General features: G+C 33.7%; 26 protein-coding genes. 1 reads left to right on the forward strand and 25 read right to left on the reverse strand.

The window, feature by feature from the left end; translation table 11 throughout:
- Window positions 1-32: 32 nt before the first annotated feature.
- On the reverse strand, window positions 33-3062 hold the full coding sequence (locus BLW23_RS13490) for a fibronectin type III domain-containing protein (RefSeq protein WP_093670693.1): 3030 nt from the start codon (window positions 3060-3062) through the stop codon (window positions 33-35).
- A gap of 197 nt (window positions 3063-3259) precedes the next feature.
- On the opposite strand from BLW23_RS13490, the gene BLW23_RS13495 reads away from it, so the two are divergent.
- Window positions 3260-4132 carry a hypothetical protein gene (locus BLW23_RS13495; RefSeq protein ID WP_093670695.1) on the forward strand — a complete coding sequence of 291 codons (873 nt, stop codon included), beginning with the start codon at window positions 3260-3262 and terminating at the stop codon, window positions 4130-4132.
- A gap of 63 nt (window positions 4133-4195) precedes the next feature.
- Here the strand turns inward: BLW23_RS13495 and BLW23_RS13500 are convergent, their stop codons facing one another.
- From BLW23_RS13500 to BLW23_RS13615, 24 genes are all read right to left on the reverse strand, one after another.
- The gene (locus BLW23_RS13500; protein ID WP_093670697.1) at window positions 4196-4699 is read right to left on the reverse strand and encodes a hypothetical protein; all 504 of its coding nucleotides are present in this window, start codon (window positions 4697-4699) and stop codon (window positions 4196-4198) included.
- A 202-nt stretch (window positions 4700-4901) separates the two neighbouring features.
- A complete protein-coding gene (gene atpG, locus BLW23_RS13505) occupies window positions 4902-5762 on the reverse strand; it encodes an ATP synthase F1 subunit gamma (protein WP_093670699.1) in 861 nt (286 codons plus the stop codon).
- Between the two features lie 73 nt (window positions 5763-5835).
- A complete protein-coding gene (atpA, locus tag BLW23_RS13510; RefSeq protein WP_093670701.1) occupies window positions 5836-7416 on the reverse strand; it encodes a F0F1 ATP synthase subunit alpha in 1581 nt (526 codons plus the stop codon).
- Window positions 7417-7437: 21 nt separating this feature from the next.
- On the reverse strand, window positions 7438-7995 hold the full coding sequence (gene atpH / locus BLW23_RS13515; RefSeq protein ID WP_093670703.1) for an ATP synthase F1 subunit delta: 558 nt from the start codon (window positions 7993-7995) through the stop codon (window positions 7438-7440).
- Window positions 7996-8002: 7 nt separating this feature from the next.
- Window positions 8003-8503 (reverse strand): F0F1 ATP synthase subunit B, encoded by a 501-nt coding sequence (locus tag BLW23_RS13520; protein ID WP_093670705.1) that lies wholly within the window; start codon window positions 8501-8503, stop codon window positions 8003-8005.
- 105 nt (window positions 8504-8608) lie between these two features.
- Entirely contained in the window at window positions 8609-8803 is a 195-nt protein-coding gene (atpE, locus tag BLW23_RS13525; protein ID WP_093670707.1) for an ATP synthase F0 subunit C, read from the reverse strand.
- 44 nt (window positions 8804-8847) lie between these two features.
- Window positions 8848-9966 (reverse strand): F0F1 ATP synthase subunit A, encoded by a 1119-nt coding sequence (atpB, locus tag BLW23_RS13530; RefSeq protein ID WP_093670709.1) that lies wholly within the window; start codon window positions 9964-9966, stop codon window positions 8848-8850.
- Window positions 9967-10091: 125 nt separating this feature from the next.
- Complete coding sequence (locus tag BLW23_RS13535; protein ID WP_093670711.1) at window positions 10092-10472, reverse strand: DUF6168 family protein; 381 nt, start codon at window positions 10470-10472, stop codon at window positions 10092-10094.
- Complete coding sequence (locus BLW23_RS13540) at window positions 10465-10698, reverse strand: AtpZ/AtpI family protein (RefSeq protein WP_093670713.1); 234 nt, start codon at window positions 10696-10698, stop codon at window positions 10465-10467. The genes BLW23_RS13535 and BLW23_RS13540 overlap by 8 nt, the downstream gene beginning before the upstream one ends.
- Window positions 10667-11074, reverse strand: coding sequence for a bactofilin family protein (locus tag BLW23_RS13545; protein WP_093670715.1), 408 nt, complete (start codon window positions 11072-11074; stop codon window positions 10667-10669). Before BLW23_RS13545 ends, BLW23_RS13540 begins: the two co-directional genes overlap by 32 nt.
- A gap of 25 nt (window positions 11075-11099) precedes the next feature.
- On the reverse strand, window positions 11100-13340 hold the full coding sequence (locus tag BLW23_RS13550) for a type IX secretion system periplasmic lipoprotein PorW/SprE (protein ID WP_255362796.1): 2241 nt from the start codon (window positions 13338-13340) through the stop codon (window positions 11100-11102).
- A gap of 147 nt (window positions 13341-13487) precedes the next feature.
- Window positions 13488-14183 carry an ABC transporter ATP-binding protein gene (locus BLW23_RS13555; protein ID WP_093670719.1) on the reverse strand — a complete coding sequence of 232 codons (696 nt, stop codon included), beginning with the start codon at window positions 14181-14183 and terminating at the stop codon, window positions 13488-13490.
- 15 nt (window positions 14184-14198) lie between these two features.
- Window positions 14199-15677 carry a DUF5687 family protein gene (locus BLW23_RS13560; RefSeq protein ID WP_093670721.1) on the reverse strand — a complete coding sequence of 493 codons (1479 nt, stop codon included), beginning with the start codon at window positions 15675-15677 and terminating at the stop codon, window positions 14199-14201.
- Window positions 15678-15837: 160 nt separating this feature from the next.
- Window positions 15838-16338, reverse strand: a complete 501-nt coding sequence (locus tag BLW23_RS13565) for a DUF1761 domain-containing protein (RefSeq protein ID WP_093670723.1) — start codon at window positions 16336-16338, stop codon at window positions 15838-15840.
- Between the two features lie 92 nt (window positions 16339-16430).
- Entirely contained in the window at window positions 16431-17420 is a 990-nt protein-coding gene (locus BLW23_RS13570) for a DUF4837 family protein (protein ID WP_093670725.1), read from the reverse strand.
- Between the two features lie 4 nt (window positions 17421-17424).
- Window positions 17425-18963, reverse strand: coding sequence for a lytic transglycosylase domain-containing protein (locus tag BLW23_RS13575; protein WP_317039326.1), 1539 nt, complete (start codon window positions 18961-18963; stop codon window positions 17425-17427).
- Between the two features lie 78 nt (window positions 18964-19041).
- Window positions 19042-19803 carry an exodeoxyribonuclease III gene (locus BLW23_RS13580; protein ID WP_093670729.1) on the reverse strand — a complete coding sequence of 254 codons (762 nt, stop codon included), beginning with the start codon at window positions 19801-19803 and terminating at the stop codon, window positions 19042-19044.
- Window positions 19804-19847: 44 nt separating this feature from the next.
- Window positions 19848-20081, reverse strand: a complete 234-nt coding sequence (locus BLW23_RS13585) for a hypothetical protein (protein ID WP_093670731.1) — start codon at window positions 20079-20081, stop codon at window positions 19848-19850.
- 60 nt (window positions 20082-20141) lie between these two features.
- Window positions 20142-20795 carry a 3-oxoacid CoA-transferase subunit B gene (locus BLW23_RS13590; protein WP_093670733.1) on the reverse strand — a complete coding sequence of 218 codons (654 nt, stop codon included), beginning with the start codon at window positions 20793-20795 and terminating at the stop codon, window positions 20142-20144.
- Between the two features lie 130 nt (window positions 20796-20925).
- Entirely contained in the window at window positions 20926-21270 is a 345-nt protein-coding gene (locus BLW23_RS13595) for a four helix bundle protein (protein ID WP_093670735.1), read from the reverse strand.
- 31 nt (window positions 21271-21301) lie between these two features.
- Window positions 21302-22003, reverse strand: coding sequence for a CoA transferase subunit A (locus BLW23_RS13600; protein ID WP_093670737.1), 702 nt, complete (start codon window positions 22001-22003; stop codon window positions 21302-21304).
- A gap of 15 nt (window positions 22004-22018) precedes the next feature.
- On the reverse strand, window positions 22019-24322 hold the full coding sequence (locus BLW23_RS13605; RefSeq protein ID WP_093670739.1) for a penicillin-binding protein 1A: 2304 nt from the start codon (window positions 24320-24322) through the stop codon (window positions 22019-22021).
- Window positions 24322-24825: a gliding motility lipoprotein GldH gene (locus BLW23_RS13610; protein WP_093670741.1), complete on the reverse strand. Its 504-nt coding sequence runs from the start codon at window positions 24823-24825 to the stop codon at window positions 24322-24324. Before BLW23_RS13610 ends, BLW23_RS13605 begins: the two co-directional genes overlap by 1 nt.
- A complete protein-coding gene (locus BLW23_RS13615) occupies window positions 24800-26407 on the reverse strand; it encodes a PSP1 domain-containing protein (protein WP_093670743.1) in 1608 nt (535 codons plus the stop codon). The genes BLW23_RS13610 and BLW23_RS13615 overlap by 26 nt, the downstream gene beginning before the upstream one ends.
- Between the last annotated feature and the right edge of the window lie 289 nt (window positions 26408-26696).

Here is a 26696-nt window from a genome sequence, read left to right on the forward strand (position 1 = left end):
ATATTGTTAAAATAATACACTCCCCTTTGTAACTAGTTCTTTATAATTCTTTTAGATATTTTTTTCTCTCCAAATTCATCAAACAATTCTACTATATAAATAGTATTGCTCGAAAGTTTAGATATGTTTATGGAAGTTCCTTGAACCTTAGATTCGTATACTTTTTTCCCAGTAACATCGAATATTTTTACATTTAAATTAGAATCAGCTCCTTTTATATATAATATTTCAGAAGCTGGATTAGGATACATTTTTAACGTTGAAGTTAAATTCGGTTTGCTCTCCACGGTCGCTCTAAGTAATGTATTGGTAATATTTACCGTATAATCTTCTACTTCTCCATAGGCAAACGAAGCTTCACATGCAGTTGGCGTAGCATTGTATTTCATTACAATTCTCATACGTGTAGCTCCGAGGCTAGCCGAAGATGGTACTATAAATGATCCATTTATCGAAGCGTCTTTTGATCTACTTTTTGTCCAAACCGTTTCTCCAGCATCTGCAAAGTCACCATCCTGATTATAATCAATAAACACTCCGTATCCTTCACTGTAAATTGTTCCAACCCAAACTGGAGTTATCGATATGGTAGTTGAAGCTCCTCTAGTCAAACTTGTTGAGATTGACGTAAAATCTGAATAACCATTTCCTCCCGTGGAAGTATTATTGATAGACCCGATTCTTACGTTTCCAATATACTCATCAGCAACACTATTTCCTTTTGAAGAACAATACGTTAATGAGTTTCCTGGAGTAGTTACGTTCACTGTATTACTTGATACAGAAACATTACCCGCCGCGTCTTTTGCTTTTACTGTAAAAATGTAAGAAGTGCTTGCTTGTAATCCGCTAACTTGATATGTGGTTGTAGTAACAGTGGTAAGCTTGGTTGCTCCTTTAAAAACATCATAGCCTGTTACACCAATATTATCAGTTGAAGCAGTCCAACTTAAACGTAACGACGTTTGAGAAATACTACTAGCAGTTAAATTACCTGGAGCAGTTGGAGCTTGGGTATCGGAACCTCCACCGCCAGTTGTAATACGAGCATCATCCACAGCAATATCACTTGACCAACCATTTCCTGTTTTACCTACAATTCTTAGTTTCATTTTCTTTCCGAGATAAGATGCTAAATTGACTGAAACTGAATTCCACTGATTTCCTTTACTTCCCGAAGTTGTCCAAACATCTGACCAACTAAACCCATCTAATGATGCTTTTATCGTCAATGATCCAATATTACTTCCGTACATATGATTTTTAAATGCAAAAGATGCCGATGTTTTTCCTGTTAAATCGATACAAGGGCTTTCCAAAATAGCAGTTGCGTTATGCCCAATTTGTCCAGCACTATTGTTCGTTGATGCCTCCAAAAACATATAATATGAGCCTTGCGCAGCCGAACTTGGTCCAGTACTCGACGAAGGAGTTCCTCCGCTATCTCTTACCCAATTTCCATCATCACCTGTTACTTGTGTCCATCCATCGCCAGATTCAAACCCTTGGCTATACGGAAAAGATGATATCGTAGAAGAGCATGATAATTGAATATCTGTAGTCGTTGCTGTTATGGTATTACTAGACAGTGATGTATTACCTGCTGCGTCTTTCGCTTTTACGTAAAAAGAATAGGTCGTTTGAGGCGATAGCCCAGTTACATTAAATGTAGTGCTATTCGCGGTTGCTATTTTAATTGACCCTCTGTATATATCATATCCTGTAACTCCTATGTTATCGCTTGAAGCCGTCCAATTTAGTGTTAAAAAAGTACCGTTTATAGCACTAGCTACTAAGTTGGTTGGTTTCGTTGGTGCCTGATTATCGACAACATTATTATTTAAGATAGTAATTACACTTCCATTTGATGGATTCCATATATCCAATCCAGCGGGAGTTGTGAAAGGGTTAGAGTTGGAAACCGAGCCAACACTATTAGCATTGTCAACTTTTACCGTTCTAACTTCAATTTTGTTCGCATCAACAAATATCCATTTAAACTGATTGAAAGTCGCATTATTTCGAGTCCATCCTTTAGCATCATTTGACGAACGAAGTGGTGCTCCCCAACATCCTTCACCAACATATACGGTTCCGTTTGTATTATCTCTAACAAAACCTTCCTCACATCCTGATCCACCTGAACATGGTTTCATTGGCCATGTAGATTTTACCGTATGCGAATCAGATTCAAACACTAAATTTACTCCGTTATTATAAAACAACTGAGCCCAGTTTGAATATTCATCATTTCCTTCTGACTTCGAAGAAACATGAGGTCGCATAGGCTTATGGTATTGAGCCGATTTCCAAATAGAATTGTTCGCACTCAGTTTTTGACTTAACCAAGAACCTTGGCTTCCTCCTGCAGAAATTTCAGAATTCAACGTGAAAATTGTATACAAATTACTTCCAAAAGTAATATCATAATAAACACTAGTTGAGGGTACATTAAACAAATGATACACACTATTGTTAGAATCTTCATGATTTCCTCTTGCCGGCACAATAGGAAACATTCTACCATCACTAGCCGTGGTATTTTGCCAATCATCAAGCCAGTTTTTCCATTCTGTACTTGAATCACCATTGGTCATGTCACCTCCAAAGAATACCGCAGTAGGCTTTAACTTAGAAACTAAAGTATTCGCATTTCTTCGAGGGGTTCTGTTATTCCTAGAATCTCCTCCTGCAATAAATGACATCTTTTGATTATTACTAGGGGCAGTTTTAAACCAGAAGCGACTACTGGTTCCTTGACTATCTCTAATAACAAAATAGTAATTGGTGTTTGGGGTTAAACCAGTCAATTTAGCAAAGGTATTACTCATTCCTTTGTAAGAAACTGAACGATCTACCGTTTTTGAGCTTGGATAACTTGACCAGTTTGTTCCGTAATCTGTAGTGCCATAATGCACTTTAGGACTTGTACCAGAAATCTGATTCCAACCAATCATAATTGTGGTAGATGGATTATCGGTAATAATTAATCGGTACTTGTCGTTGGACGAATAAGTTGTGAAGGTTACTAGAAGTAGTAACCACAACATAATTGTTTTCATAAGGAAGGGTATTTTGGTTAGTATTATTATAACACATGCAAATATATTTTTACATGTTAAGAGTATATAACTAAAAAAAACAATTAATAGTATAATAATCTATGAAAGAAGATGTTAACTATTAATAAATGATTTTCTAACCAATATTTAACCATAGGCGAATACACTCATTTCTATATTTGCCGAAATCTTTAAGTATGAAAAACTCAACCCTTCTGCGTATTTTAAAGATTAGCTCTTTTTTAATTTTTTTAGGAAGAGCTTATCAACATTTGTTCTGGGATGCTCCATTTAGAAGCTTCTTCTGGGATCAACATCTATTAGAACCTATTGTAACCAGTGTTTTTGGTGTTTCTTGGCAATCGTATGTTACCAATTTAAACACAGATCATGCAATTCAGTTTTTAACACGAAGTACAGGAGTACTTTATAGCTTATGTGCAGTAATTTCTTTAACTATTAACGAAAAATCTAAACGTTGGATGTATTCTGTTTTAAAATTAGGTTCAGTAAGTTTAATTCTTTTAGCATTATTATTAACTAAAGAGAAGTTCTATCATTTGGTTATGTTCTTTGAGCATACCATTCAATTTGGAGTTCCAGTAGCTTTAATCTATTTTCTAAAGAGTAAAAATCAAGATATTCTAGTATTGTGCTTGAAAATGGTTATCGCCTTCGCCTTCACTTGTCATGGAATGTATGCTTTAGGCTATTTTTACCCACTTCCTGGCAACTTTGTAACCATGACCTTAAACATATTGCCTATACAAGAAGAAATGGCTAAAAACATGCTCTTTTTAGCTGGTATATTAGATTTTGTAATAGCCATCGCCATTTTTATTCCAAGAATTACTAAAATCGCTTTACTATATGCTGCTTTTTGGGGATTCGCAACCGCTTTAGCCCGTATCCTCAGTGGCTTCCACTATGATGTTTCTTTGAGTATTATACATCAATATTTATATCTGGTAATTTATCGATTACCTCACGGCATTATTCCTTTATTAGTTTATTTTCTAATAAGGCAACCTATCAAAAGCACTAGGATTACTAACCTAGTTTCTGTTTAATTTTATCATAATTATGATAAAAAAAGCGAACCTTAGGGTTCGCTTTTGTGTTTTATAGCTTTATTACTCTATGTTTAATGTTATCGGCAACGTATATCCCGTTCTAACAACTTTCCCTTTTTGTCTCCCTGGTTCCATTTTTGGTAGTAGTTTAGCTATTCGAATAGCCTCTTTCTCTATAACTGGATGAGAAGCCCTTGCAGTTATATCTTCAGCCATTCCACCTGTACCAATTTGAAACATCAAATAAATTATTTTCCTTCCTGATTTAATTCTAATACATCTTTCTTCATATTCGTTGGTCTCTTTATTCAGTATTTGTTTCTTTTCAATACAATTAAAAATATCCATATTGAAAGCTTCCAAGACATGTTCATTCATTTTTCTGTTCAAACACGCCTTCTTTCCTTTTTTACCCAACACATACTCACAGCCTGGAAAAATAGGCACTTCATTTATTACTGAAATAGGTATACTTTTAACTTCTTTATCACTATTATTATTGTTTTCTTTTTGCCCGTATATAGATATAGAGATAAAAAGAATAATACATACTACGTGTTTCATAAGAATCGCTTTTAAATCGAACCAAATATGAGTTAAATAATAGCACTTAATTATTCTATCTATTATCTGTAGCGGTAAGGTTATTATTTGCTTGATGTTATACTATTCTCGCTAATAGCAAGGGTCAGATATATTAATGCATTAAAATAAAAAAATCCAAAACAAATGTTTTGGATTTTCAATATTATATAGAATATTATTCTTAGTTATTCAATGCCTCTGCACCACCAACGATTTCAAGAATTTCGTTTGTAATTGCAGCTTGACGAGCTTTGTTATAAGTTAATAATAACTCATCGCGTAATTCCGTAGCATTATCTGTTGCTTTATGCATTGCAGTCATACGAGCCCCGTGTTCGGCAGCAAATGAATCACGAATAGCCTTGTATAATTGCGTTTTTAATGATTTAGGAATTAACTCTAAAACAATCTCTTCTTTTGAAGGTTCGAAAATGTAATCTAAGTTTACGTTTTCATCACTTTCAATAGGCTTAATTGGTAAAAATTGCTCTACTTGAACAATTTGAGTAGCTGCATTTTTAAATCTGTTATAAATGATTTCGATTTTGTCATACGAACCATCAACATACAAATTCATTAGCTGTTCAGCAACTCCAGAAACATTATCAAAAGTTAACTCATCGAAAATATCATTTCTATTTTCAATTACGTTATGCTCTTTAGATAAAATATCGTTTCCTTTTTTACCAATAGTAAGGATATCTACAGCAACTCCGTTATATTTTTCATTGATTGTTTTAACCGTTCCTTTAATAATAGACGAGTTAAAACCACCACATAATCCTCTATTTGAAGTTATCGTAACCAATAATACTTTTTTAACTTCTCTTTCTGTAGAATAAGCTCCACCTGCATCACTATCTAGAGTAGCACTTAAGCTCTGCAATAACTCTGTAAGCTTAGATGAATATGGACGCATTGCCGTAATAGCATCTTGAGCTTTTTTCAACTTTGCAGCCGATACCATTTTCATGGCAGAGGTAATCTGCATTGTTGATTTAATAGAACTAATTCTGTTACGTATTTCTTTTAAGTTTGCCATACTCGTAGTTATTTAGTATTGAGTATTGAGCATTGAGAAATTTCATCTCAACACTCAACACTAAAATATTTTATTAAGCTGAAAATTTTGCTGAAATTTCTTTAGCTGCTTCAGTTAAAGTATCAATTACTTCATCTGTTAATTTACCAGCTTTTAATGTATCTAATGTACCTCTATGCTTTGCATTTAAGTACTCGATATAATCGCTTTCGAATTCTTTTACTTTATTTACTGGAACATCTCTTAATAAGTTCTTAGAACCTGCATAGATGATAGCAACTTGATCTTCCACAGTAAAAGGATCTCCTTGATTTTGCTTTAAGATCTCAACGTTACGCTTACCTTTTTCAATTACATTTAAAGTAGCAGCATCTAAATCAGAACCAAACTTAGCAAATGCTTCTAATTCACGATATTGTGCTTGATCTAACTTTAACGTACCAGATACCTTCTTCATTGACTTAATCTGAGCAGAACCTCCTACACGCGATACAGAAATACCTACGTTAATTGCAGGACGAACCCCTGAGTTAAATAAATCAGACTCTAAGAAAATCTGTCCATCAGTAATCGAAATTACGTTTGTTGGAATATATGCAGAAACGTCTCCCGCTTGAGTTTCAATAATTGGTAATGCTGTTAAAGATCCACCACCTTTTACTTTACCTTTCAAAGACTCTGGTAAATCGTTCATTCCTCCAGCAATTTTATCATCATTGATAAGTTTTGCTGAACGCTCTAATAATCTTGAGTGTAAATAAAATACATCACCAGGATATGCCTCACGTCCTGGAGGTCTTCTTAATAATAATGAAACCTCACGGTAAGCAACAGCTTGTTTTGATAAATCATCATAAACAATTAAAGCTGGTCTACCAGTATCACGGAAGTACTCTCCAATTGCAGCTCCTGCAAACGGTGCATATACTTGCATTGGTGCAGGATCTGAAGCATTTGCAGCAACAATTGTTGTGTATGCTAACGCTCCTTTTTCTTCTAACATATTCGCTATTGCCGCAACAGTAGAAGCTTTTTGACCTATTGCTACATAAATACAGTAAACAGGCTCTCCAGCATCAAAAAATTCTTTTTGATTTAAGATAGTATCAATAGCAACAGTAGACTTACCAGTTTGTCGGTCACCAATAATTAATTCACGTTGACCACGTCCAACAGGGATCATTGCGTCAATCGACTTAATTCCTGTTTGCATAGGTTCTGTAACTGGCTCTCTATAAATTACCCCAGGAGCTCTTCTCTCTAGTGGCATTTCGAAAGTTTCACCTTTAACAGGTCCTTTTCCATCGATAGGGTTTCCTAAGGTGTCAACTACACGTCCAACAATACCTTCTCCTACTTTTAAAGAAGCAATTCTTTCTGTACGCTTTACAGTAGATCCTTCACTAATTCCTGTTGAAGGTCCTAATAATACAACACCAACATTATCTTCTTCTAAGTTTAATACGATTGCTTCCAATCCGTTATCAAACTCAACCAATTCACCGTATTGTACATTTGACAAACCGTAAACACGAGCAATACCATCACCCACTTGTAATACAGTTCCAACTTCATTTAACGTAGCTTTCGCTTCGAAATTTGTTAATTGTTCCTTTAAAATTGCTGATACTTCAGCTGGTTTAATTGCTGCCATCTTATATCTTTTGATGTAAAATTAAATTTTTGGAATATAATGACTATTGTCAAATTCTTTTCTTAATTCATTGAATTGGTTTGATATACTTGCATCGTACTGTACATCGCCAACTCTTAAAATAAACCCACCTAAAATATCAGGGTTTACTATATTTTCAATATTCGCCTTGTTTCCAGTAATTTCAACAATCTTGGCTAATATTCTTTCTTCTAAATCTTTAGTTAAAGGTACTGCTGTAGTAACTTTCGCTAACTGAATGCTTCTGTGATAATCATAAATAACGGCATATTGTTTTGCTATTGGTTCAAGCATTATCATACGCTTGTTTTCTTCCAACACATTAAACAATCCTTTTAAAACGTTATTTACCTTATCTCCAAAAAGAGCGACTAATACTTTACGCTTATCTGCTGCCTTAATAACAGGGCTTTTAAGCATTGCTTCTAAATCGCTACTTCCCGCAATAGTGTCAACGATTAACTTCATGTTATCATTAACCTCAGTTTCTATCCCTGTATCTTTTGCAAGGTTTAGTACTGCTTTTGCGTAACGTAGTGCTGGTCTTCCTTGTTTCATTGAATGATTAGTTTAAAGTAACTTCTTCTAACATTCCTTCAACAAGCTTTAATTGATCGTCTTGAGAAGCCAATTCTTTCTTAACAACAGTTTGTGCGATACCAATTGATAACTCAGCAACTTGATGTTTTATATGAGCCAAAGCAGCCTGCTTTTCTTGCTCAATTGAAACCTTTGCGTTTTCGATTAATTTTGTAGCCTCTGAAGATGCATCTTCTTTTGCATCAGCAACTATTTTCTCCTTGATTTCACGAGCTTCTTTTAACATTGCATCTCTTTCAACTCTCGCTTCTTTCAATAATCTATCATTATCAGCTTGTAAATTCTGCATTTCTTTTTTTGCTGCTTCAGCTGCATCTAATGCATTTTGAATACCTTCTTCACGTTCTGTTAACGCACTCATTATTGGTTTCCAAGCAAACTTAATCATTAAAAATAGTATGATAACTAAAATTAATGCTTGCATGATAAATAACCCTGGAGAAAAATCATTTAATAACTGATCCATTATATCTGTAATTTATTCTTTTAAAATTTGTTTTGTCTAATTTGAAAACATTTCCTGTAACCAACCGTTACAGGAAAATGTTTTACTTTTTAATTTCTTTCGGAATTATTTCCCTAAGATTAAAGCACCAAATGCTAAACCTTCTAATAATGCTCCGATGATGATCATCGCTGTTTGGATTTTACCAGCAGCCTCAGGTTGACGAGCAATTCCTTCCATTGCTTTTCCACCGATTTGACCTAATCCGATTCCTCCACCGATTACGATTAATCCTGCTCCAATTAAATTGTAAGTTACCATACTAATTGATTTATATATAAATTAAACAAATTCTTATTCTATTCTTAATGATGATCGTGTTCTGCAACAGCCATCCCAATAAACAATGATGATAACATTGTAAAAATAAACGCTTGCAAAAACGCCACTAATATTTCAATAACAGAAATAAACAACGCCAACAATAAAGATAACCCTGTGGACCCAACTACCCCAAATTGATTCTTTAAAGTAATCATTAAGGCAATCAAACTCATTACAACGAAGTGACCCGCCGTCATATTGGCAAACAAACGAATTAATAATGAGAAAGGCTTGGTTAACATCCCTAATATTTCAATAGGTGCTAATATTATTTTCATTGGAACCGGTACACCTGGCATCCAAAAAATATGTTTCCAATAATCTTTATTCCCGCTAAATTGAACAATAAAGAAAGTAAACATAGCTAAACATACGGTAACCGCAATTTGACCAGTTACGTTAAAACCTAATGGAGTTAATCCTAACAAATTCAAAATCCAAATAAAGAAGAAAACAGTTAACAAGAACCCCATAAATTTACGGTAGTGTTTCTCTCCAATATTCGGCTTCGCTATTTCGTCTCTTACGTATAATACCAATGGTTCTAATACACGACCAAAACCTGTTGGAATCGCTCCTTTCTTGTATCCTTTAGCCAATGATCTAAACCCTAAAAACATTAAAAGTCCTGCGAACAACATTCCAAAAACACTTTTTGTTATTGAAAAATCTAAAACTTTGTGCGCATTTGTAGCATGATGTGACTCATCAAAAGCTACAGCTGTAGCTCCTTCATTCAACTCATAAATTTTACTATGAATCTTCACCAACTTCACATCTCCTTTATCAACAATTAAATGACCATCATCGTTATGATGAAACGCTGAAGACATAAAAGTTTTCAACCCTTTACTAGTCCAAACGATTACAGGCAGAGGAAAACCTACATGTTTACGTTCACCAGCATCATTTGTATACGAATACAATGCAAAATCGTGAGAATCTGCTAAGTGATGTTTAATATATCCTCTGATACCTTCAGGAGTGTTAATTTGACCTCCTTTACTTGAAGTTTCTCCGCCACCAGCAAATGCTGTGAACGAACTAAATACTAGTGCTATTACTGTTAAATAGTAGATAGGTTTTTTTGCTATCATCATACCTTGCTAAATATAGATTTACTTGGTCTCTAAATTTCCGTGCAAAGGTAAACAATAAATTAAAACTACAAACCCTTTTTTTATTTAGTTTTCCTAAGGTAGTTAATTAGCTCTGCGTCTGAAAATTATTTGTTATTCAACAGTTTTGAGATAAAAACAGCTTCCAGCGCTAAAAACAAAAATAAAGGAATTATTAAAGAGAATTTTTCTGCTTTTGTTAATACCGCTTCCTTAAAAATTGCATTCTGAAAAATAAGCAGAAAAAAACCTATTTTTAAAAACATAGATGCTAAGTAGGCATAACCTGCCTGATTTGGCATTTTGTCTGCGATAAACTCAACGATACCATAAATTAATATAGCAGCGATGACAAAAAAGCCATAAACAGAAAAAAGTGAGTACCCTAAGGTTAATTGTTTTATTTGTAGTATATAAAAGTGAGGTAAATAACTTGCTATATATGCTATAAGCACTACAACAAGAAAAATTATAATACGTTTAATCATTCTTATCTTTTGATAGTTTACTTACTTGACGAATCACTGAAAACATGGCTGCAAAAACCGCTGCAAGTGTACAAATTTTCAAGTAAAGTTCACTATCGTTTGGAAATTTATTATCTAACCATTTACCTAGTATACTCCCTAAATAAATGGTTAGACCCATTTGCATGGCTATGCCCGAAAAACGAACGTACTTATTAAGCTGTTTTTTCGGCTTTCTTTTGGTCATTTTTCTTTAATTCTTTAACAGCTCCTTTCATAGAACAAGTAGCATTAAAAGTTGCTCCAGGTTCAACAGATAGCTTTCCGATGACAACATCGCCTGTAATATGAGCGGTTGCTTTTACAGTTAATACACTAGAAACTGATAAATCTCCAGCAAATTTACCTTCAACATCTGCATTGGTGCATTCGGCTTTGCCTTTTATTAAACCGGCTTGTCCAATAATAATTCTACCATTGGTTTGAATATTACCTTCAAGGGTTCCATCAATTCTAAAATCACCTTCAGAGACGATATCACCAATAATTTTGGTGTTTCCTCCAATTACATTTCTTTCTGAAACTACTCTGTCATTCGATTTTTTATTGTCTTTACTAAACATTTATGGGGACTTTATGGGTTAATTTTTATTTACTCAATTGTTTTAATATTTCTTCTGCCTTTTTACCTGCATCGGTATTAGCATAACTCAAAGAAACAAATTCAAGGGCTTCCTTATAACTATCCTGATCTTTGCACTTCCCTATACATAAGGCTTTTAACAGAGCTAATTTAGGAATTAAATTTGAATTTTTAACTCTCGGTTCGAACTTGTCGATTTCAACCAAAGCTTCTTCAAATTTATTTAGTTTGTATATAATGTATATTTCTTTATATCTGTTAAGAACCTCATCCGTTTTCTTTTCCTCTACCAACTTCACGTTTGGCTCTCTTATAATTTGTGCAAATTTACTATCTGGGTACTGAGTAAGCACTATATTTTTATGCTTATTTGCTTTCTCTTCATAATTCGCGTCTGAATAAACTTGATACAAATGGTAATTTATAGCCAAATCTGATTCCTTATGCCCTTCAATATTCAAAAGTCTTTCAAAATTAGCAGAAGCCAATGCAGCGTTCTTAAACTGTTCTTTATAAATAAGACCTAACTGATACAGTGCTACGTTTCTATCTTCTTTTAATTTCGTAATATCCTCTTCTTTCGTTGGAATTGCATCTAAATAGGTAGTTAACTCATACTTTGGGTTCACTAGTTCTTCCTCCTCTTCGCTATCCTCCGTGGGGTCTTCATCAATTAAGATCGTTTCTTTTTCTGAAAGCCTCCAATTATCTTCTAACGGGCGATTCCCCCAAACTCTTTGAAACTCTACTTTACCAAATGCTACTGTTTGATCGTTATAAAAATACCACTTTCCTCCTTTGGCATTATTCCCAATTAATGACGGGCCTCCAAAAGAACTCCCAAAGTTTTGAGCGTTTAACAATTGTTGCCTTCTCTCTTCATCTTCCTTTTTCACCTTGTCAATATACTCCTGAAAAAAAGCCTTTCTTTCATCAATACTCATGGCAACTATTTTCAAAATACTGTCATTTGTTTTAACAGTTTCCTCATGTTTCCTTAAGGTCGTTAATCCTTTATTTTTTCTACGAATTCTACGAATCCTCTTTTCTTGATCGAACTCTTTTGATACTTTCCCTAAAACACTATCGTAATAGGTTCCTGCCAATACATATTCTTGTTTATCGAAAGCAATTTTACCCAACTGTTCGTATGCGTAGGTTTTCTGATAATCGTTGTTAGTTTTCGCTTTCAACGACTTATTAAAATACTCAACGGCATTATCTATCTTATTTCTTCCAAGCTCAAGTACACCTGCTTGATAATACAATGAATTTAAAAATTTACGGTTATCAGTGTTTCGTATCAGTTTCTTTAACCTACTTAATACTAACACCGAAGCAGAGTCGTTTTCAGTATTTTTAGCTAATTCAATACTAGCTCTGATTCTATATTTTCTTGGAGCTTTTCGCGTATCTGCTAACTTTTGAAATACCATTCGTGCAGAATCACGCCTGTCTAATTCACTATAAATTTGTCCGAGAATAAACATATTTCTAGCAGATTGCTCTTTATTCTTAAATGTTCTTGAAGACAAAGCTAAATGTTCAATTACCTTTTGAATGGTATCCGTTTTCTCATAAGCCATTGCCATAGCAGTGTGCGCTCGTTCTCTTTGAATATCTGTTAGGCTTTTTTCGTTCTTATCTAACTCAATTAATAGGTTAAGAGTTTCAATGGCAAGCTTCTCATTATCTAATCTGACATTTGCTTTTGCTCTCCAAATTTTAGTATCATAGATTAAACTTGCTTTCGGGTAATTAGAAATTACATAATTCAACGCCTCAACAGCTGGTATAAATCGTTGTGTATAATAGCGTGCTTTCCCTAGTAGTAAATATGCCTCATCTATTTTACCATTTCTCTCTATTCCTCCAATATTCATGGAATGCTTTTGAACTGCTTTTACAGCCTTTTCCTCTGCTTTATCAAAATGAGATAGGGGTTTACTTTCTTCCTCTTCTTCGGAATCATCAAAGCCCGTTCCTGGCCTAAACGACGGTGCCTCTATAGTGTTTTCATTAAAGGTAATTGGTTCGATAGGCAATCGCTTCCAAAAATTATCCTGATGCTTTTCTTCAATTTCTTTTAAGCCCTTTAAAAATGCTTGTTCACCATTAAACAACACGTTATATTTCGTTGTTAACGAATGAAAACTACGGTTTACAAAAGTGTTTTTTCTGGTACCACAAGAATACACTATGGCAAAAACAATACTGAAAACTAATATTTTGGATAGTTTTTTCATAAAAAAAATACGCATTTACTTTACAACAACTATACTGATAAGTTATTGTGTGTAAATGCGTAAAAATAACAATTATATGCTAATTTCATTATTACTTGTTAAGATTTAAGCTGTATTCCTCATAATAGGGCACTCCAGGTTAAATTCTTAGGCAGAAAAGTAATGCTCTAATTCTTGCAAAGTTTGAGTAGATGTGTGAATATCCTTCACTAAATTTCCGTTTTCTAAAACTACTATTCTCTCACAAACTTCAGTAACATGACTCAAGTCGTGACTTGATATTAATACTGTAACATCTTTATCTTCCGCTAGTTTTTTGATAAGTGTTTTTAATCGGATTTGGGTTGTTGGATCTAAATTAGCAAAAGGTTCATCTAGAACTACAACCTGAGGATTTCCCATCATGGCAGCTACAATCCCCACCTTTTTCTGATTTCCTTTACTTAAATCTCTCAGATACTTTTTCTTTCCTAATATTTCATCATTAAAAAACTCTTTAAAAGGTTGTAAGAAGGCCTTTATATCCGCCTTATTCATTCCTCTCAGACTCCCTATAAACTCAAAATATTCGTTTGGTGTTAAGTAACCAATTAAAAAACTCTCATCAATGAATGATCCTGTGAATGTTTTCCAATTTTCGCTTTTATCAACAACAACATTGTTATTTGATATTTCCCCGGAGGTAGGTCGAATTAAATCCAAAAGTGTATTAAAGAAAGTTGTTTTTCCTGCACCATTATTCCCAACTAACCCGAACGATTGTCCCGTTGGAATTTCTAAATCTCCTATATGTAAAACCTCTGTATTTCCGTATTTCTTAGTAAGATTTGTTACTCGTATCATAATTTTGTTTTTCGATTAGTTTTCTTGATCAAATGCGTGAATCATAGCATATTTATTAGCGATGTACTTATTCGTAATAAATGTCATTAATTTTTGATGGAATGCAATCCCTAATAAACCTAAAGAGGTTAACACCATAACTGCCATTTCAAAATTTACTAGCCAGTTTAAAAGTCCGAAAATTGCCATTGGAAGTACCATTAAAGGAATTCCGATAAGCCATTGAACGGCTCCAGTACCTTGATAATTGAATGCCGCCTTTTGATCGAGGTTGATTTTTTTACGATTAAATGTTCCTCCCCACATAATAACATGAGTATTTACTCCAACATTATATATAGCCGCTGCAAAGTGAGCCAATAGTATTTTCCAACCAAAATATACATATGGAATTCCAAGAACAAAAAGGATAATAACGCTCATTGACATCAGGGTGAATTTTGATTTTAAGTAACGCTCATATTTAAAATTCTGACTCATTAACATTTTATAATACCCACTATCCCAAGCTGGAATGAACTGGCCAAAATTGATTAAGAAAATTCCTGTTGTGAAAACTCCAATAAAAATGAAGAAGAACTCTTTGTCTGCATATTCCGGATTTGGATAAAATACTAAGCCATATAATAATCCAATGATAAGCATCCAAAGCGTTGACTTTGTTCTTTTATTTCTCATGATTAGTTTTAAGTCTAACTGCATAAAAGGAGCGATATCTCCAAACTTTTGAGTCCATGCATAATCAGTAGTTTTAGCCTCCTTTACCTCTGCCTTTACAGCGGAATCTAAAAACAAACTATCTTTTAACATTTTAAAGTTTAGCATATATAGCACTCCTAGTAAAAGAACCGGAACAATAAGTAAGATAGGGTTTTTACTAATGGCTAACATTCCTGAAGAAACCAAGTCGAAAAACGATATAATTTTAAAATAATCTAAAGCGAATAGACCCGATGTGACAGCAATTAAAGGTAAAAACGACAAATCGCTTTTAGCACTTAAATTCTCTATTACAAAATTCAGGTAGTTTACAGTAAGTACAACTAAAACAATTCCTGCTAACCATGTTACTGTTTCTGGCAAACTATATCCCTTTCCAATAAGCACAATACTAAACGGTATAAATGCAAATAGTGGTAAAAAGTTAAAAAATGAAGTCGCAGACTTACCCAATACATAGTTTACAATTTTACTTTTTTTAATAGGTAGTGTTAGTAATGGTTTTATAGTCATTACCGGTAGTTTTTGTAAAAAGAATCGAGCCATTAAATCAACCAATACCCAATAGAAAAGAAACCCATTTATGATTAAAAAAGGATCACTTTCTGGAAAGAACTTTTTGAGTGCTGGAAAAATACCTACACCACCTAACAAAAAAATTACAATTAAGTATAGTGCAAAAAATCCCATTAATATTTTTATTCCAATTCCTTTTTGCCAATAGGAAGAACGAAAATATTGTTTCCATTCTAAGTTTAAGAAGTGTGAAGTCATTTGATTTATTTAATTGTTGATACCTATAGGTAAGTGAGTTTTTCAATTTGTTACAAAAATTAAGAAATTAGTTCGATCATATCATCTCCAAACTTGGAAAAATAGCATAAAAAAATCACTAACTTTTGAGGTTAGTGATTTTTTATTTTTAGTAGTTATTTTAAGCCCATTGGCAAACAACTCCTCCCATTAATGCAAGAGTTATCATCCAATATCCTACATTAATAGCAATATATTTAAAGGTTTTTCTTTCAAACAAAGCTTTCGTTCCAATAACTGGCAATACAATAAAAAGACCAGAAAGAACACCATGTAAAGCGCCATGTTTAAAGGTTCTAAAGCGATTTCCATAATTTGCCATAAACTCTTTATAAGTGGCGAACCCTTCTCCAGTTTGTTCCATAAAACCTGGTTCTCCTGCCAATGTTTGAAAAACACCAAATTGATGAATTACGATGGATTGAAGAAAAAGGGCGAGTATAAAACTAAACACAAAACTCAATCCAAATATCACTAACATATTTCCACCTTCTACATCCTTTTGCGTGAAATTCATTTCCTTCATCCATGCCTTTTGAAAAAGCATAGGACCATACCAAAGAAACCCCATAATCATGGGTATAAAAGCAGCTCCTAAAATTGCAAAATAATTTGTTTCCATTCTTAAAAAATTAAAGTTAATCACCTCTAATATAGAAAAAAAGCCATCATGTTGTAGTATGATGGCTTTTTGAAGTCAATTATAAACTGACGTTATTTTATTTTCAATGTTTTTGCAATTGCTTCCAATTCAAAAATAAAATTTCTTTTATTTACAGAAGGAGCATACGTAAATCCTTCAAAAACGACCAACCTATTATTCTCTTTATCAATAACGGTATAGTTTAAAAAAGGCCCTGCCATGAAATCATTTTTTACTTCCCATTTTCCACGAGTTTCATATGCCTGTTTTCCGTTGAATTTCACCTCATAAGTATGCGGTGTATAGGCTTGTTCCGTAATCATATACATCCCTTCTTTACTTCCTGGAATATGCTTTTCACCGATAGCATCTCTCATTGCTGCAATATTATCGGCGACATCCATTCCTTCTTCTAAAGGAAGGCTATATATTAAAATATTATTCGAACCATCTCCTCTTGCAATACCACTTTTTAAATGCTGACGTAACCATAAAAACTCACCTGTATCGTCTACTAAGTTGTATCTTTTAGGGATATCAACACTAATATTCAAATTTTGAATCGTTTTGAACTGAGATTCATCTAAACGCTCTCTTCTAAATATATTTTGCGTAAACTTAATATCTTCTTCCTTGAAAATTTCAATAATCTCCTTGCCTCGATTTTTAATTAAGCTTATAATTCCTTCTTCATCTTTTGCTGAAGCATGCACAATAATCTGAGGTGCTGCATATTTGTTTCTTTCAACAGAAATATTTTCATCTTTCCCTTTTCTTAAGATTAAAATTGCTTTTCCGTTTTTAATAAAACCTTTATAACCAGAAGGGTCTATTTGGCTAACACTAAGCAAGGTTTCTGGTTGCGGAAGTCCGACTTGATGTTCTCCAAAAACTGTTCGGATTTCATCACCAATTTTTCCTTCCCAATCACTTCCTTTTACAACGACCAAAATGGCATTCGTGTTTCCTGATGAACCTGGTAAGATAATATCTTCTTTTGTTCCTTTCTTGCAGGAAGTTACTATTAACAGTAACAGGGGTATTAATAATAGTTTTCTCATGCTTTTAACTTTTAAATATTTTAAGTTTCATTCCTGGCTTAAGACTTTTCTTTCCCCAAAAATCATTCCATTCTCTTAATTGTTCTATCGAAACAGGAGAAAACTTTTTTGATATTGACCAAAGAGAGTCTCCTTGTTGAACTGTGTATACTTCATGATTACCCTTAGGCAATGCTTTCTTTTTCTTCTTTTTTGATACAGATTTAGGAATTGCCAAACGTTTCGGATGAATACTTAATCGTTGCCCAATTTTAAGATTGTGGGTCCTCATACCATTCCAACGTTTAATATCACGAACCCTAACACCGAATTTATTCGCTATTTTACCTAAATAGTCCCCGCTCTTAACCCGATAAACAATGCGCTGATCCATTTCAAAATATTTTGGTAATGGTTTTTCGCCTTTTTCTTCATCTTCTTTTGCCATTTCATAAATTTCCTTCTCTTTATCTAGAAAATCTATAATCCTTTTCTTAGGCAGTCTTACTGCATAGTTTCTCCCTTCAACATAAGGTATTGTATTAAGTTTATACTCTGGATTTAAAAAAGTAAGTACTTCTTCATCAACATTAACCTTTTGAGAAATTTGTTCAAAACTTATGGTTCGTTTTACTCGAATAGTATCCGTTTCAAAATGAAAAACATCAGGGCTTTCTGGATATAAATCGTGCTTTTCTGCATATTCAAAAATATACATGGTTGCGTAAAATGCAGGAACATAAGCCGCAGTTTCTCTAGGTAAAAAGGGACGTATATTCCAGTAATTTTTATATCCACCAGACCTCTTAATTGCCTTAGACACATTTCCAGGACCTGAATTATAAGCTGCTAAAGCCAAGTCCCAATCTCCAAATATTTTGTATAGTTGACTTAAGTATTTACAAGCGGCTACAGTCGATTTTACTGGATCTTGACGTTCATCGACATAAGAACTTACGTTTAAATTGAACTGTCTTCCTGTTCCATACATAAACTGCCATAAACCTGTTGCTCCAACATACGAACGTGCTCTCGGTCTTAAAGCGGATTCAACTATAGACAGGTATTTCATTTCAATAGGAACATCAAACTGATCTAGGTATTGCTCAAACATTGGAAAATAGTATTCAGCCTTCGCCATCAATGCTGGGTAATATCTTTTCCTGTACTTTAAATATCTGTTAATTTCCTTTACAAGAGCTGGATTATAGGCAAGATTAAAAGGTGTTTTATTATCTAGTTCTTTAAGTCTTTTTTTTAGAAGTTCTTCGGAGAGAATAGCGGTTGTACTCCCTACAATGTCTTTATCATTAATTACATACTGAACCCCTTCAAATAAAGAAGAATTAAATTTTTCTTCGATCAGAAGACTATCAATTACTTTTAAGTCCGAATCCGAAAAAAACTCCTCTTTACCAGTCACTACAAGAGAGTCTGCTGAGTTTATTATTGCATTCGATATTATAGGATTTAAGGTGTCATTTACCTGTTTTAAGGAATCAATAGGTACTTGTGCCATTGACAAGCTTGAATAGAAAAGTAGTAGGTGTAGTAAGCGTTTCAAAAGAGTGTTTTTTAGTGATTTCTTAATTTTATAAAAACAAAAAAGCGCATGTTATTGTGCGCCTTGGGGTTAACGTTGTTAAGCATTTATTTCGACCACAATAGGACAATGATCAGAATGTTTAGCTTCTGGCAAAATATATGCTCTTTCTATTTTATCTTTTAAAGGATCTGCTACCATACAATAGTCAATTCTCCATCCCTTATTATTAGCACGAGAATTAGCGCGGTAACTCCACCAACTGTAATGGTGTGGCTCTTTATTTAAATGACGGAAACTATCAATAAACCCACTATCAATAAACTTCCCTATCCATTCACGTTCTTCAGGTAAAAATCCAGATACTCCTTTCATTTTAGGATTGTGAATGTCAATTTCTTCATGACAAATATTATAGTCTCCACAAATTACAACATTCGGAACGTCCTTTCTGAGTTTGTTCACGTACTCATGAAACTCGTCCATGTAGTTAAACTTAAAGTTTAATCGATCACTATTTGTCCCAGAAGGTAAATATAAACTCATAATGGAAATACCATCATAATCTACCCGCAAGTTACGACCTTCAAAATCCATGCTTTCAATTCCCGTTCCATATTCAATATGATTCGGCTCTGTTTTACAAAAAACAGCAACTCCTGAATATCCTTTTTTTTGAGCTGAGAACCAATATTGAAAAGGGTATCCAGCATCGGTAAAATCGTCGGCATTTAGCTGTTCTTTCTGAGCTTTGGTTTCTTGAATACAAATCACATCTGGATTTGCTTGTTTAAGCCATTCTAAAAACCCTTTTTTTATTGCTGCCCGTATGCCGTTTACGTTATATGAGATTATTTTCATTGTTTCGTTTTACTCACTAAGTGAGATTTAAATGCTCCGACGCTTTAGTCGAAATTTTTAAACTTGTTTCCTTTGAATACCTTATGGGCTTGCCCTGAGGTTATTGCTTGTTCTAATTCTTTTGTTTTGGTAACCTCCACAAAATCATTTTCGGATTTATCTGTAATAACTTTACAGTAATAACACCCCTTTTCTTTACGATTAAAGTTAAACCATTTATGATTTGCCCCGACCTCTTCGCAGTTTCTACCTTTATTGGCAATTCCAAGATCAATCAAAAACCAAGGAAGTCTTAGTCTTAACCAAAGCCTTCAGTAGTAAGGATGCATGATTCGGTTTTAAATATCCATTTCAGGCACTTCACCATTTATAACTAGAGTCCCTTCTGTTGCCTTTTGAATTTCTTCTACAGAAACACCTGGTGCTCTTTCTAATAAATAAAAAGTATTATCCTTAATTTCCAAAACGGCCAAATTGGTTACTATTTTAGTTACACAACCTACTCCTGTTAATGGTAAAGAACACTTTTTTAATAGCTTTGATTCTCCACGTTTGTTTGTGTGCATCATTGCTACTATAATATTGTCAGCACTCGCTACTAAATCCATAGCTCCTCCCATTCCTTTTACCATTTTACCAGGAATTTTCCAATTGGCAATATCACCATTTTCCGCTACTTCCATAGCTCCTAAAATAGTTAAATGAACGTGTTTCCCTCGAATCATAGAAAAACTAGTTGCTGAATCAAAGAAACTAGCTCCTGGAAGTGTTGTTATTGTCTGTTTTCCGGCATTTATAACATCCGCATCTTCCTCACCTTCAAAAGGAAATGGTCCCATTCCTAAAACCCCATTTTCACTTTGAAATTCAACCTCAATATCATCACGAACAAAATTGGCTACTAATGTTGGAATTCCAATTCCAAGGTTTACATAGTACCCATTTTTTACCTCTTTTGCTATTCGTTTAGCGATTCCGTTTTTATCTAACATTTTCTAATGTATCAATTTAATAATGTATGAATGTACCAGTATAATAAGCTTTAATGTAACAATTATACTATTTAACAATCATTAAAATTTCAATGTTTATAATCGATCTTCTTTATTAGCCAACCATTTCCTATCTCCTATTCTTAATACTAGTACTCAGTATTTTGTATAAAATCAATCCAAGTTCCTCAAGTTTCTTCCTCAACATTAAGTCCGTTGGATAACTTTCTGTTCTTTCACAAAGAATTAACCAATATTTGGTCTCTTCTAATTCTTTCGTCGCGATTTTAATTTTATGTATAAAATCAGATTTACTTTCGGCATTCTGAGCTTCATGTATATTAGCTCCAATACTTGTTCCTGATTTTAATAATTGCTTTGATACTACAAACTTTCTTTCCTTTTCTAGTATCTCGCAATACTCAATAATTAACAGTGCTAATTCAATGGATTTCTCAACCGCTGGATTTTTCATTTACACACTGTTCTATTATTACATTAAACTATTAACCACGTTGACGAACAGTACGTTGTTCAATTCTTTTCTCATATTTTTCGCCTTGAAAAATACGTTGTACAAAAATCCCTGGAATATGAATATTATTAGGGTCCAATTCTCCTACAGGAACCAACTCTTCCACCTCAGCCACAGTAATAGTCGCAGCTCCACACATATTCGGATTAAAGTTTCTTGACGTGCCCTTGAAAACTAAATTTCCAGCAGCATCACCCTTCCAAGCTTTTACAAATGAAAAATTCGCCTTAAAAGCTGGTTCTAACACATACATTTTACCGTCAAACTCTCTTACTTCTTTACCTTCGGCCACTTCTGTTCCGTATCCAGCAGGCGTATAAAAGGCTGGGAAGCCAGCTTGAGCAGCTCTACACTTCTCTGCCAAAGTTCCTTGAGGAGTTAATTCTACTTCTAACTCACCCGATAACATTTGACGTTCAAATTCGTCGTTTTCACCAACATATGATGAAATCATTTTTTTTATTTGACGATTCTGTAATAATAATCCTAATCCAAAATCATCCACGCCTGCGTTATTAGAAATACAGGTAACATCTTTAACTCCAAGTCGCACTAGTTCAGCAATGGCATTTTCAGGAATTCCACATAATCCAAATCCACCTAACATTAAAGTCATTCCATCCTTTACACCAGCTACCGCCTCTTGAACGTTTTTTACTTCTTTATTGATCATATATAGCTGTTTGTTTTAAAAATCTGTATCTTCATTTTCACCGTCCTCACCATCAATTTCCTTACCATCTTTCTCCTCAGAAGTCTTTGAACAATCTAAGTTGATTGTTAATTCTCCTGATGGTTTTTTAAAATCTTTCTGACTGATAGTTAACGTTTCATCAGCATAACATTTTTGCATAAATAATGCCCAAGTTGGCAATGACATGGTAGCTCCTTGACCTCTTCCTATTCCATAGAAATGGGTTGCTCTGTCTTCACCTCCAGTCCAAACTCCCGTTGCTAAATTCGGTACAATTCCCATAAACCATCCATCAGATTGGTTCTGAGTTGTTCCTGTTTTCCCAGCAATAGGATTGGTAAATTTATAAGGGAACCCTGTGCTTTCTTTATTCTGTCTTGTCCATCCAGAACGTAATCTAGCTCCTGAACCTGATTGGGTAACTCCTTTCATTAAATCTAAAATAACATAAGCAGATTCTTCACTTAAAACCTCCTTTGTTTCTGGAACAAATTCCTCTAAAACAGTTCCATTTTTATCTTCAATTCTGGTAATCATCATTGGACTCACTCGTAATCCTTTATTCGCAAATGTAGAATAAGCGCTAACCATTTCTATCAACGATAAATCTACTGATCCAAGAGCAATTGAAGGATTCGCTTCAATTTTAGATTTAATACCTGCCGATTGAGCCAATCTGGCTACGTTTATTGGAGAAACCTTATCAATTAACTGAGCGGTAACTACATTCGTTGAATTCGCTAATGCCGCTTTTAATGTCAGCTCACCTCCATACTTATTATTAGAGTTTTTCGGAGTCCAATCTTTAGGCATCCCATATTTCTCTTTTGGTATTGTATATGGCGTATTTGGTAACTTATCACAAGGTGACATCTTCAACTGATTAATTGCAGTAGCATATACAAATGGTTTAAAGGTAGATCCAACCTGTCTTTTTTGTTGCTCAACTGCATCATACTTAAAGTACTTATGACTGATACCACCAACCCAAGCTTTAATATGTCCTGTTTGTGGCTCAATAGAAACCAACCCTGATCTAAGGAAATGCTTGTAATATCTTATAGAATCGTACGGTGTCATTACGGTGTCACGATCTCCTTTCCAAGAGAACACCCTCATTTCTGTTTCGGTATTGAAAGCTTTTTCAATTTCGCTTTCACTAGCTCCTTTTGCCTTCATTTGTCTATAACGATCAGAATTTTGCTTGGCTCTTCTAATCGTACTAGCAATTTGTTGCTTATCTAAATCGTAAAATGGAGCATTTTTGTTTTTCTTTTGTTCTTTATGAAAGAAAGATTGAAGATTCGCCATATGCGATTTCAATGCATCTTCGGCATACTTTTGCATGCGTGAATCAATAGTTACATGCACTTTCAATCCATCTTTATAAATATTGTAAGCTTCTCCATCTGGCTTTAAATTATTTTTCGCCCATCTTTTTAAAAGCTGCTTTAAATTCTCCCTAAAATAAGTAGCTAAACCATCACTATGACTTTCGGGAGTAAAGTTTATTTTTAAAGGAAGTTTCTGAAACGAATCTTTTTGTTTCTCGGTTAAAAATCCATTCTTTTTCATTTGTGAGAAAACAACATTTCTTCGACGTAATGACTTCTTCTTTGAAATTTCTCTATAAGGGTTAAATTGTCTAGGATTTTTAAGCATTGCTACAATAATGGCCGATTCCTGTATATCCAAATCTTTAGGTTCCTTTCCGAAATAAATCCTTGCTGCTGAACGAATTCCTACAGCATTGAAGATAAAATCTTGCGTATTCAGATACATAGTAAGTATTTCATCTTTGGTATACTGACGCTCTAACCTAACAGATACTACCCACTCCATCATCTTCTGAATAATTCTTTTGAACTTATTTGAAGAAGCTCTTTTGGTAAAAAGGTTTTTCGCTAACTGTTGTGTAATAGTACTGGCTCCTCCTCCAGCACCCATTTTTGCAATAGCTCTAGCAAGCCCTTTAAAATCTATTCCTGAATGGTCATAAAAGCGCTCGTCTTCAGTAGACACCAATGCTTTTATTAAATTATCTGGTAAATCTTTATATTTAATTGGGGTTCTATTTGCTTTTACGTAGTATTTTCCTAATGTTTTTCCATCAGCAGAAATCACTTCAGTAGCTAAATCACTTTTGGGGTTTTCAAGTTCCTCAAAAGTTGGTAATGGTCCAAATACTCCCCAAGAAGCCATTAAAAATAGAAGGCAAATAAATAAAAAACCTCCTAAAATAATTCCCCAAAACCACTTTATGTATTTTCTAAAGTTTGTTGTTTTTCCCTCTGTCATTACTTTGTTTTTTCAATTCTGAATCCAACATCAGTAACTCCTTCTAAATATTCAATCCCGCTAACTTCTCCATTTTTTCTCATAGCTTGTCGAATTTTAAAGGTATAGTTTCCCTTCGTTGGAAATAGTATATTCTCTTTATAGTATAGTTTACTTTCTTTAATATCTGAAAACCCTTCTCCCAAAAACTTCCCTGTAGCATCAGCCATATCGTACTCTAATGTATCCACTACTAAATTTCCATCTGGGAAATCTATCTGGGTAATTACAAACAAATTGCTGTAACCATAATCTTTATTATTTCTAATATTGATAAACAGGTTCTTTTGATTTAAGGTATCTTCAACTGAAAACGTAAATTTTAATTCGTTATTCTTACTCCATTTTTGATCAGTCAATGATAAATATTCATCAAAAACCCTTTTTTTATCACAAGAAATAAAAAGTACTGCCGCTATTAAACTACCAATTATAAATTTACTTTTGCTTATCGTTTTCAGCATTATTTTTGTTATTGTTTCTTCTTTTATTATTGTTATTATTTCTTCTTCTCTCGTTGTTATTGTTTTGTGGTTTTTTCTCCTTGTTTTCAGCCTTTGGAGTTGTGTTCTGTTTTAGTTCCGACCTTTGTTTATTGTTATTGTTATTTCTTCTTCTCTTATTGGTATTATTTTGCGGCTTATTATCCTTACTTTCGGGTTTTATCGTTGTATTCTTTTTTGGTTCCGCCTTTTGATTATTATTGTTGTTATTTTTTCTTCTTTTATTGTTATTGTTTTGCGGTTTATTGCTATTCTGAGCTCCTTTTTTAGGAGTTTGTTGATTCGGTTTTCTACCTTGATTGTTGCTATTCCCTCCTTTTTTATTTTGAGGCTTTTTACCATCAACTTTTTGAGTTCTTCCTTGATCTTTAGCCTTGTTACTTGGCTGTTGTTTATTATTTCCTCCTTTTTTTGATCTTTTCCTATTTCTTCTTGGTTTTTTCGGAGTATCGAATCTTGTTAAACTGTCTTGACCTACAACATTTTCAAAATCTTGTTTAGGCTCTTCTATTACTTCTAATTCATATTCCTCGAGTGGAGAACCTAATTCATCTGCCTCATTTAATTCAATGATTTCTTGAACTTGATCTAAAGACAACTTAAACCACTTATAACTTTCTTCTTTATAAGTATACCAAAGCAATTCTTTAAAAATATCCATCTTCACAAAAATGGCCTCTCCTTTTTCGGTTTTTAACACCAAATCTTGCTTTGGAAACTGTTTTAACGCGTCTAAATAAGAATCTAATTCAAAATTTAAACAGCATTTTAATTTACCACATTGCCCTGCTAATTTTAATGGGTTAAGTGATAACTGTTGATATCTTGCTGAAGCTGTATTTACCTTTCTAAAATCGGTTAGCCAGGTAGAGCAGCATAACTCTCTACCACAAGAACCTACACCACCTAATCTGGCAGCTTCTTGTCTCATTCCAACCTGTTTCATTTCTACTCGGATAGAAAAAGCACTCGCTAAATCTCTAATTAATTGACGAAAATCAACACGATCATCTGCTGTGTAGTAAAAAGTTGCTTTTGTTCCATCTCCCTGATATTCTACATCAGAAAGTTTCATTTTTAAGCCCAACTTCCCTATAATTTCTCTTCCTCTACGTTGTGTTTCTTTTTCGCGTTCTCTTGCCGATTGCCAAACATCAATATCTTTTTGTGAAGCCTTTCGGTATATCTTCTTTACATCCTCGCTATCGGCACTTATTTTTCTCTTTCTCATCTGAACTTTTACAAGTTCACCTGCTAAAGATACTATACCAACGTCATGCCCAGAAGAGCCTTCCACCGCTACTGCGTCTCCCATTGAGACACTTAGCTTCTCTGCGTTTCTATAAAAATGTTTTCTTCCGTTTTTAAAACGAACCTCGTATATATTAAATGGAGCTTCACCCGTAGGTAAAGTCATATTTGATAACCAATCAAAAACAGCTAATTTTGTTCCACTACTACATGATCCTGTGGCACAATTCCCATTGCTTTTGCAACCATTTGGGACACCGCTTTTGTTAGTTGAGCAACTGCTACAACCCATAATTTATGTTTATATTTTTACCAACACTTCTTAAATCTGAACACATTCAGTATCAAGAAATGCCTGCATTTTGTTGATTTTAAGTTATTTATTTTTCCTTCTTGAATATTTTCTTAATCAGTAAAGATACATATTCTTAATCAATGTAAAAATTGAATTTTCTCATTGATTAGCAAGTTAAAATTTATAGATTTTGCAAAAAACACAATTAATTACAACACATATATCATTAAACACAACTAAAAAACATTAATTTAGCAAAAATTGAATACAATTATTAACTTTTTAC

This window comes from Tenacibaculum sp. MAR_2009_124, from assembly GCF_900105455.1.
Taxonomy (GTDB): Bacteria; Bacteroidota; Bacteroidia; order Flavobacteriales; family Flavobacteriaceae; genus Polaribacter.

Excerpts from the sequence above, each read along its gene's own strand:
- BLW23_RS13560 (WP_093670721.1), bottom strand. The coding sequence starts at position 15,677 with ATGACTTCACACTTCTTAAACTTAGAATGGAAACAATATTTTCGTTCT.
- BLW23_RS13565 (WP_093670723.1), bottom strand. The coding sequence starts at position 16,338 with ATGGAAACAAATTATTTTGCAATTTTAGGAGCTGCTTTTATACCCATG.
- atpB (WP_093670709.1), bottom strand. The coding sequence starts at position 9,966 with ATGATGATAGCAAAAAAACCTATCTACTATTTAACAGTAATAGCACTA.
- atpA (WP_093670701.1), bottom strand. The coding sequence starts at position 7,416 with ATGGCAGCAATTAAACCAGCTGAAGTATCAGCAATTTTAAAGGAACAA.
- BLW23_RS13550 (WP_255362796.1), bottom strand. The coding sequence starts at position 13,340 with ATGAAAAAACTATCCAAAATATTAGTTTTCAGTATTGTTTTTGCCATA.
- BLW23_RS13610 (WP_093670741.1), bottom strand. The coding sequence starts at position 24,825 with ATGCTGAAAACGATAAGCAAAAGTAAATTTATAATTGGTAGTTTAATA.
- BLW23_RS13590 (WP_093670733.1), bottom strand. The coding sequence starts at position 20,795 with ATGTTAGATAAAAACGGAATCGCTAAACGAATAGCAAAAGAGGTAAAA.
- BLW23_RS13615 (WP_093670743.1), bottom strand. The coding sequence starts at position 26,407 with ATGGGTTGTAGCAGTTGCTCAACTAACAAAAGCGGTGTCCCAAATGGT.
- atpE (WP_093670707.1), bottom strand. The coding sequence starts at position 8,803 with ATGGTAACTTACAATTTAATTGGAGCAGGATTAATCGTAATCGGTGGA.
- BLW23_RS13495 (WP_093670695.1), top strand. The coding sequence starts at position 3,260 with ATGAAAAACTCAACCCTTCTGCGTATTTTAAAGATTAGCTCTTTTTTA.
- BLW23_RS13600 (WP_093670737.1), bottom strand. The coding sequence starts at position 22,003 with ATGATCAATAAAGAAGTAAAAAACGTTCAAGAGGCGGTAGCTGGTGTA.
- BLW23_RS13605 (WP_093670739.1), bottom strand. The coding sequence starts at position 24,322 with ATGACAGAGGGAAAAACAACAAACTTTAGAAAATACATAAAGTGGTTT.
- BLW23_RS13570 (WP_093670725.1), bottom strand. The coding sequence starts at position 17,420 with ATGAGAAAACTATTATTAATACCCCTGTTACTGTTAATAGTAACTTCC.
- BLW23_RS13500 (WP_093670697.1), bottom strand. The coding sequence starts at position 4,699 with ATGAAACACGTAGTATGTATTATTCTTTTTATCTCTATATCTATATAC.
- BLW23_RS13555 (WP_093670719.1), bottom strand. The coding sequence starts at position 14,183 with ATGATACGAGTAACAAATCTTACTAAGAAATACGGAAATACAGAGGTT.
- BLW23_RS13545 (WP_093670715.1), bottom strand. The coding sequence starts at position 11,074 with ATGTTTAGTAAAGACAATAAAAAATCGAATGACAGAGTAGTTTCAGAA.
- BLW23_RS13520 (WP_093670705.1), bottom strand. The coding sequence starts at position 8,503 with ATGGATCAGTTATTAAATGATTTTTCTCCAGGGTTATTTATCATGCAA.
- BLW23_RS13535 (WP_093670711.1), bottom strand. The coding sequence starts at position 10,472 with ATGATTAAACGTATTATAATTTTTCTTGTTGTAGTGCTTATAGCATAT.
- atpG (WP_093670699.1), bottom strand. The coding sequence starts at position 5,762 with ATGGCAAACTTAAAAGAAATACGTAACAGAATTAGTTCTATTAAATCA.
- atpH (WP_093670703.1), bottom strand. The coding sequence starts at position 7,995 with ATGAAACAAGGAAGACCAGCACTACGTTACGCAAAAGCAGTACTAAAC.
- BLW23_RS13595 (WP_093670735.1), bottom strand. The coding sequence starts at position 21,270 with ATGAAAAATCCAGCGGTTGAGAAATCCATTGAATTAGCACTGTTAATT.
- BLW23_RS13540 (WP_093670713.1), bottom strand. The coding sequence starts at position 10,698 with ATGACCAAAAGAAAGCCGAAAAAACAGCTTAATAAGTACGTTCGTTTT.
- BLW23_RS13580 (WP_093670729.1), bottom strand. The coding sequence starts at position 19,803 with ATGAAAATAATCTCATATAACGTAAACGGCATACGGGCAGCAATAAAA.
- BLW23_RS13490 (WP_093670693.1), bottom strand. The coding sequence starts at position 3,062 with ATGAAAACAATTATGTTGTGGTTACTACTTCTAGTAACCTTCACAACT.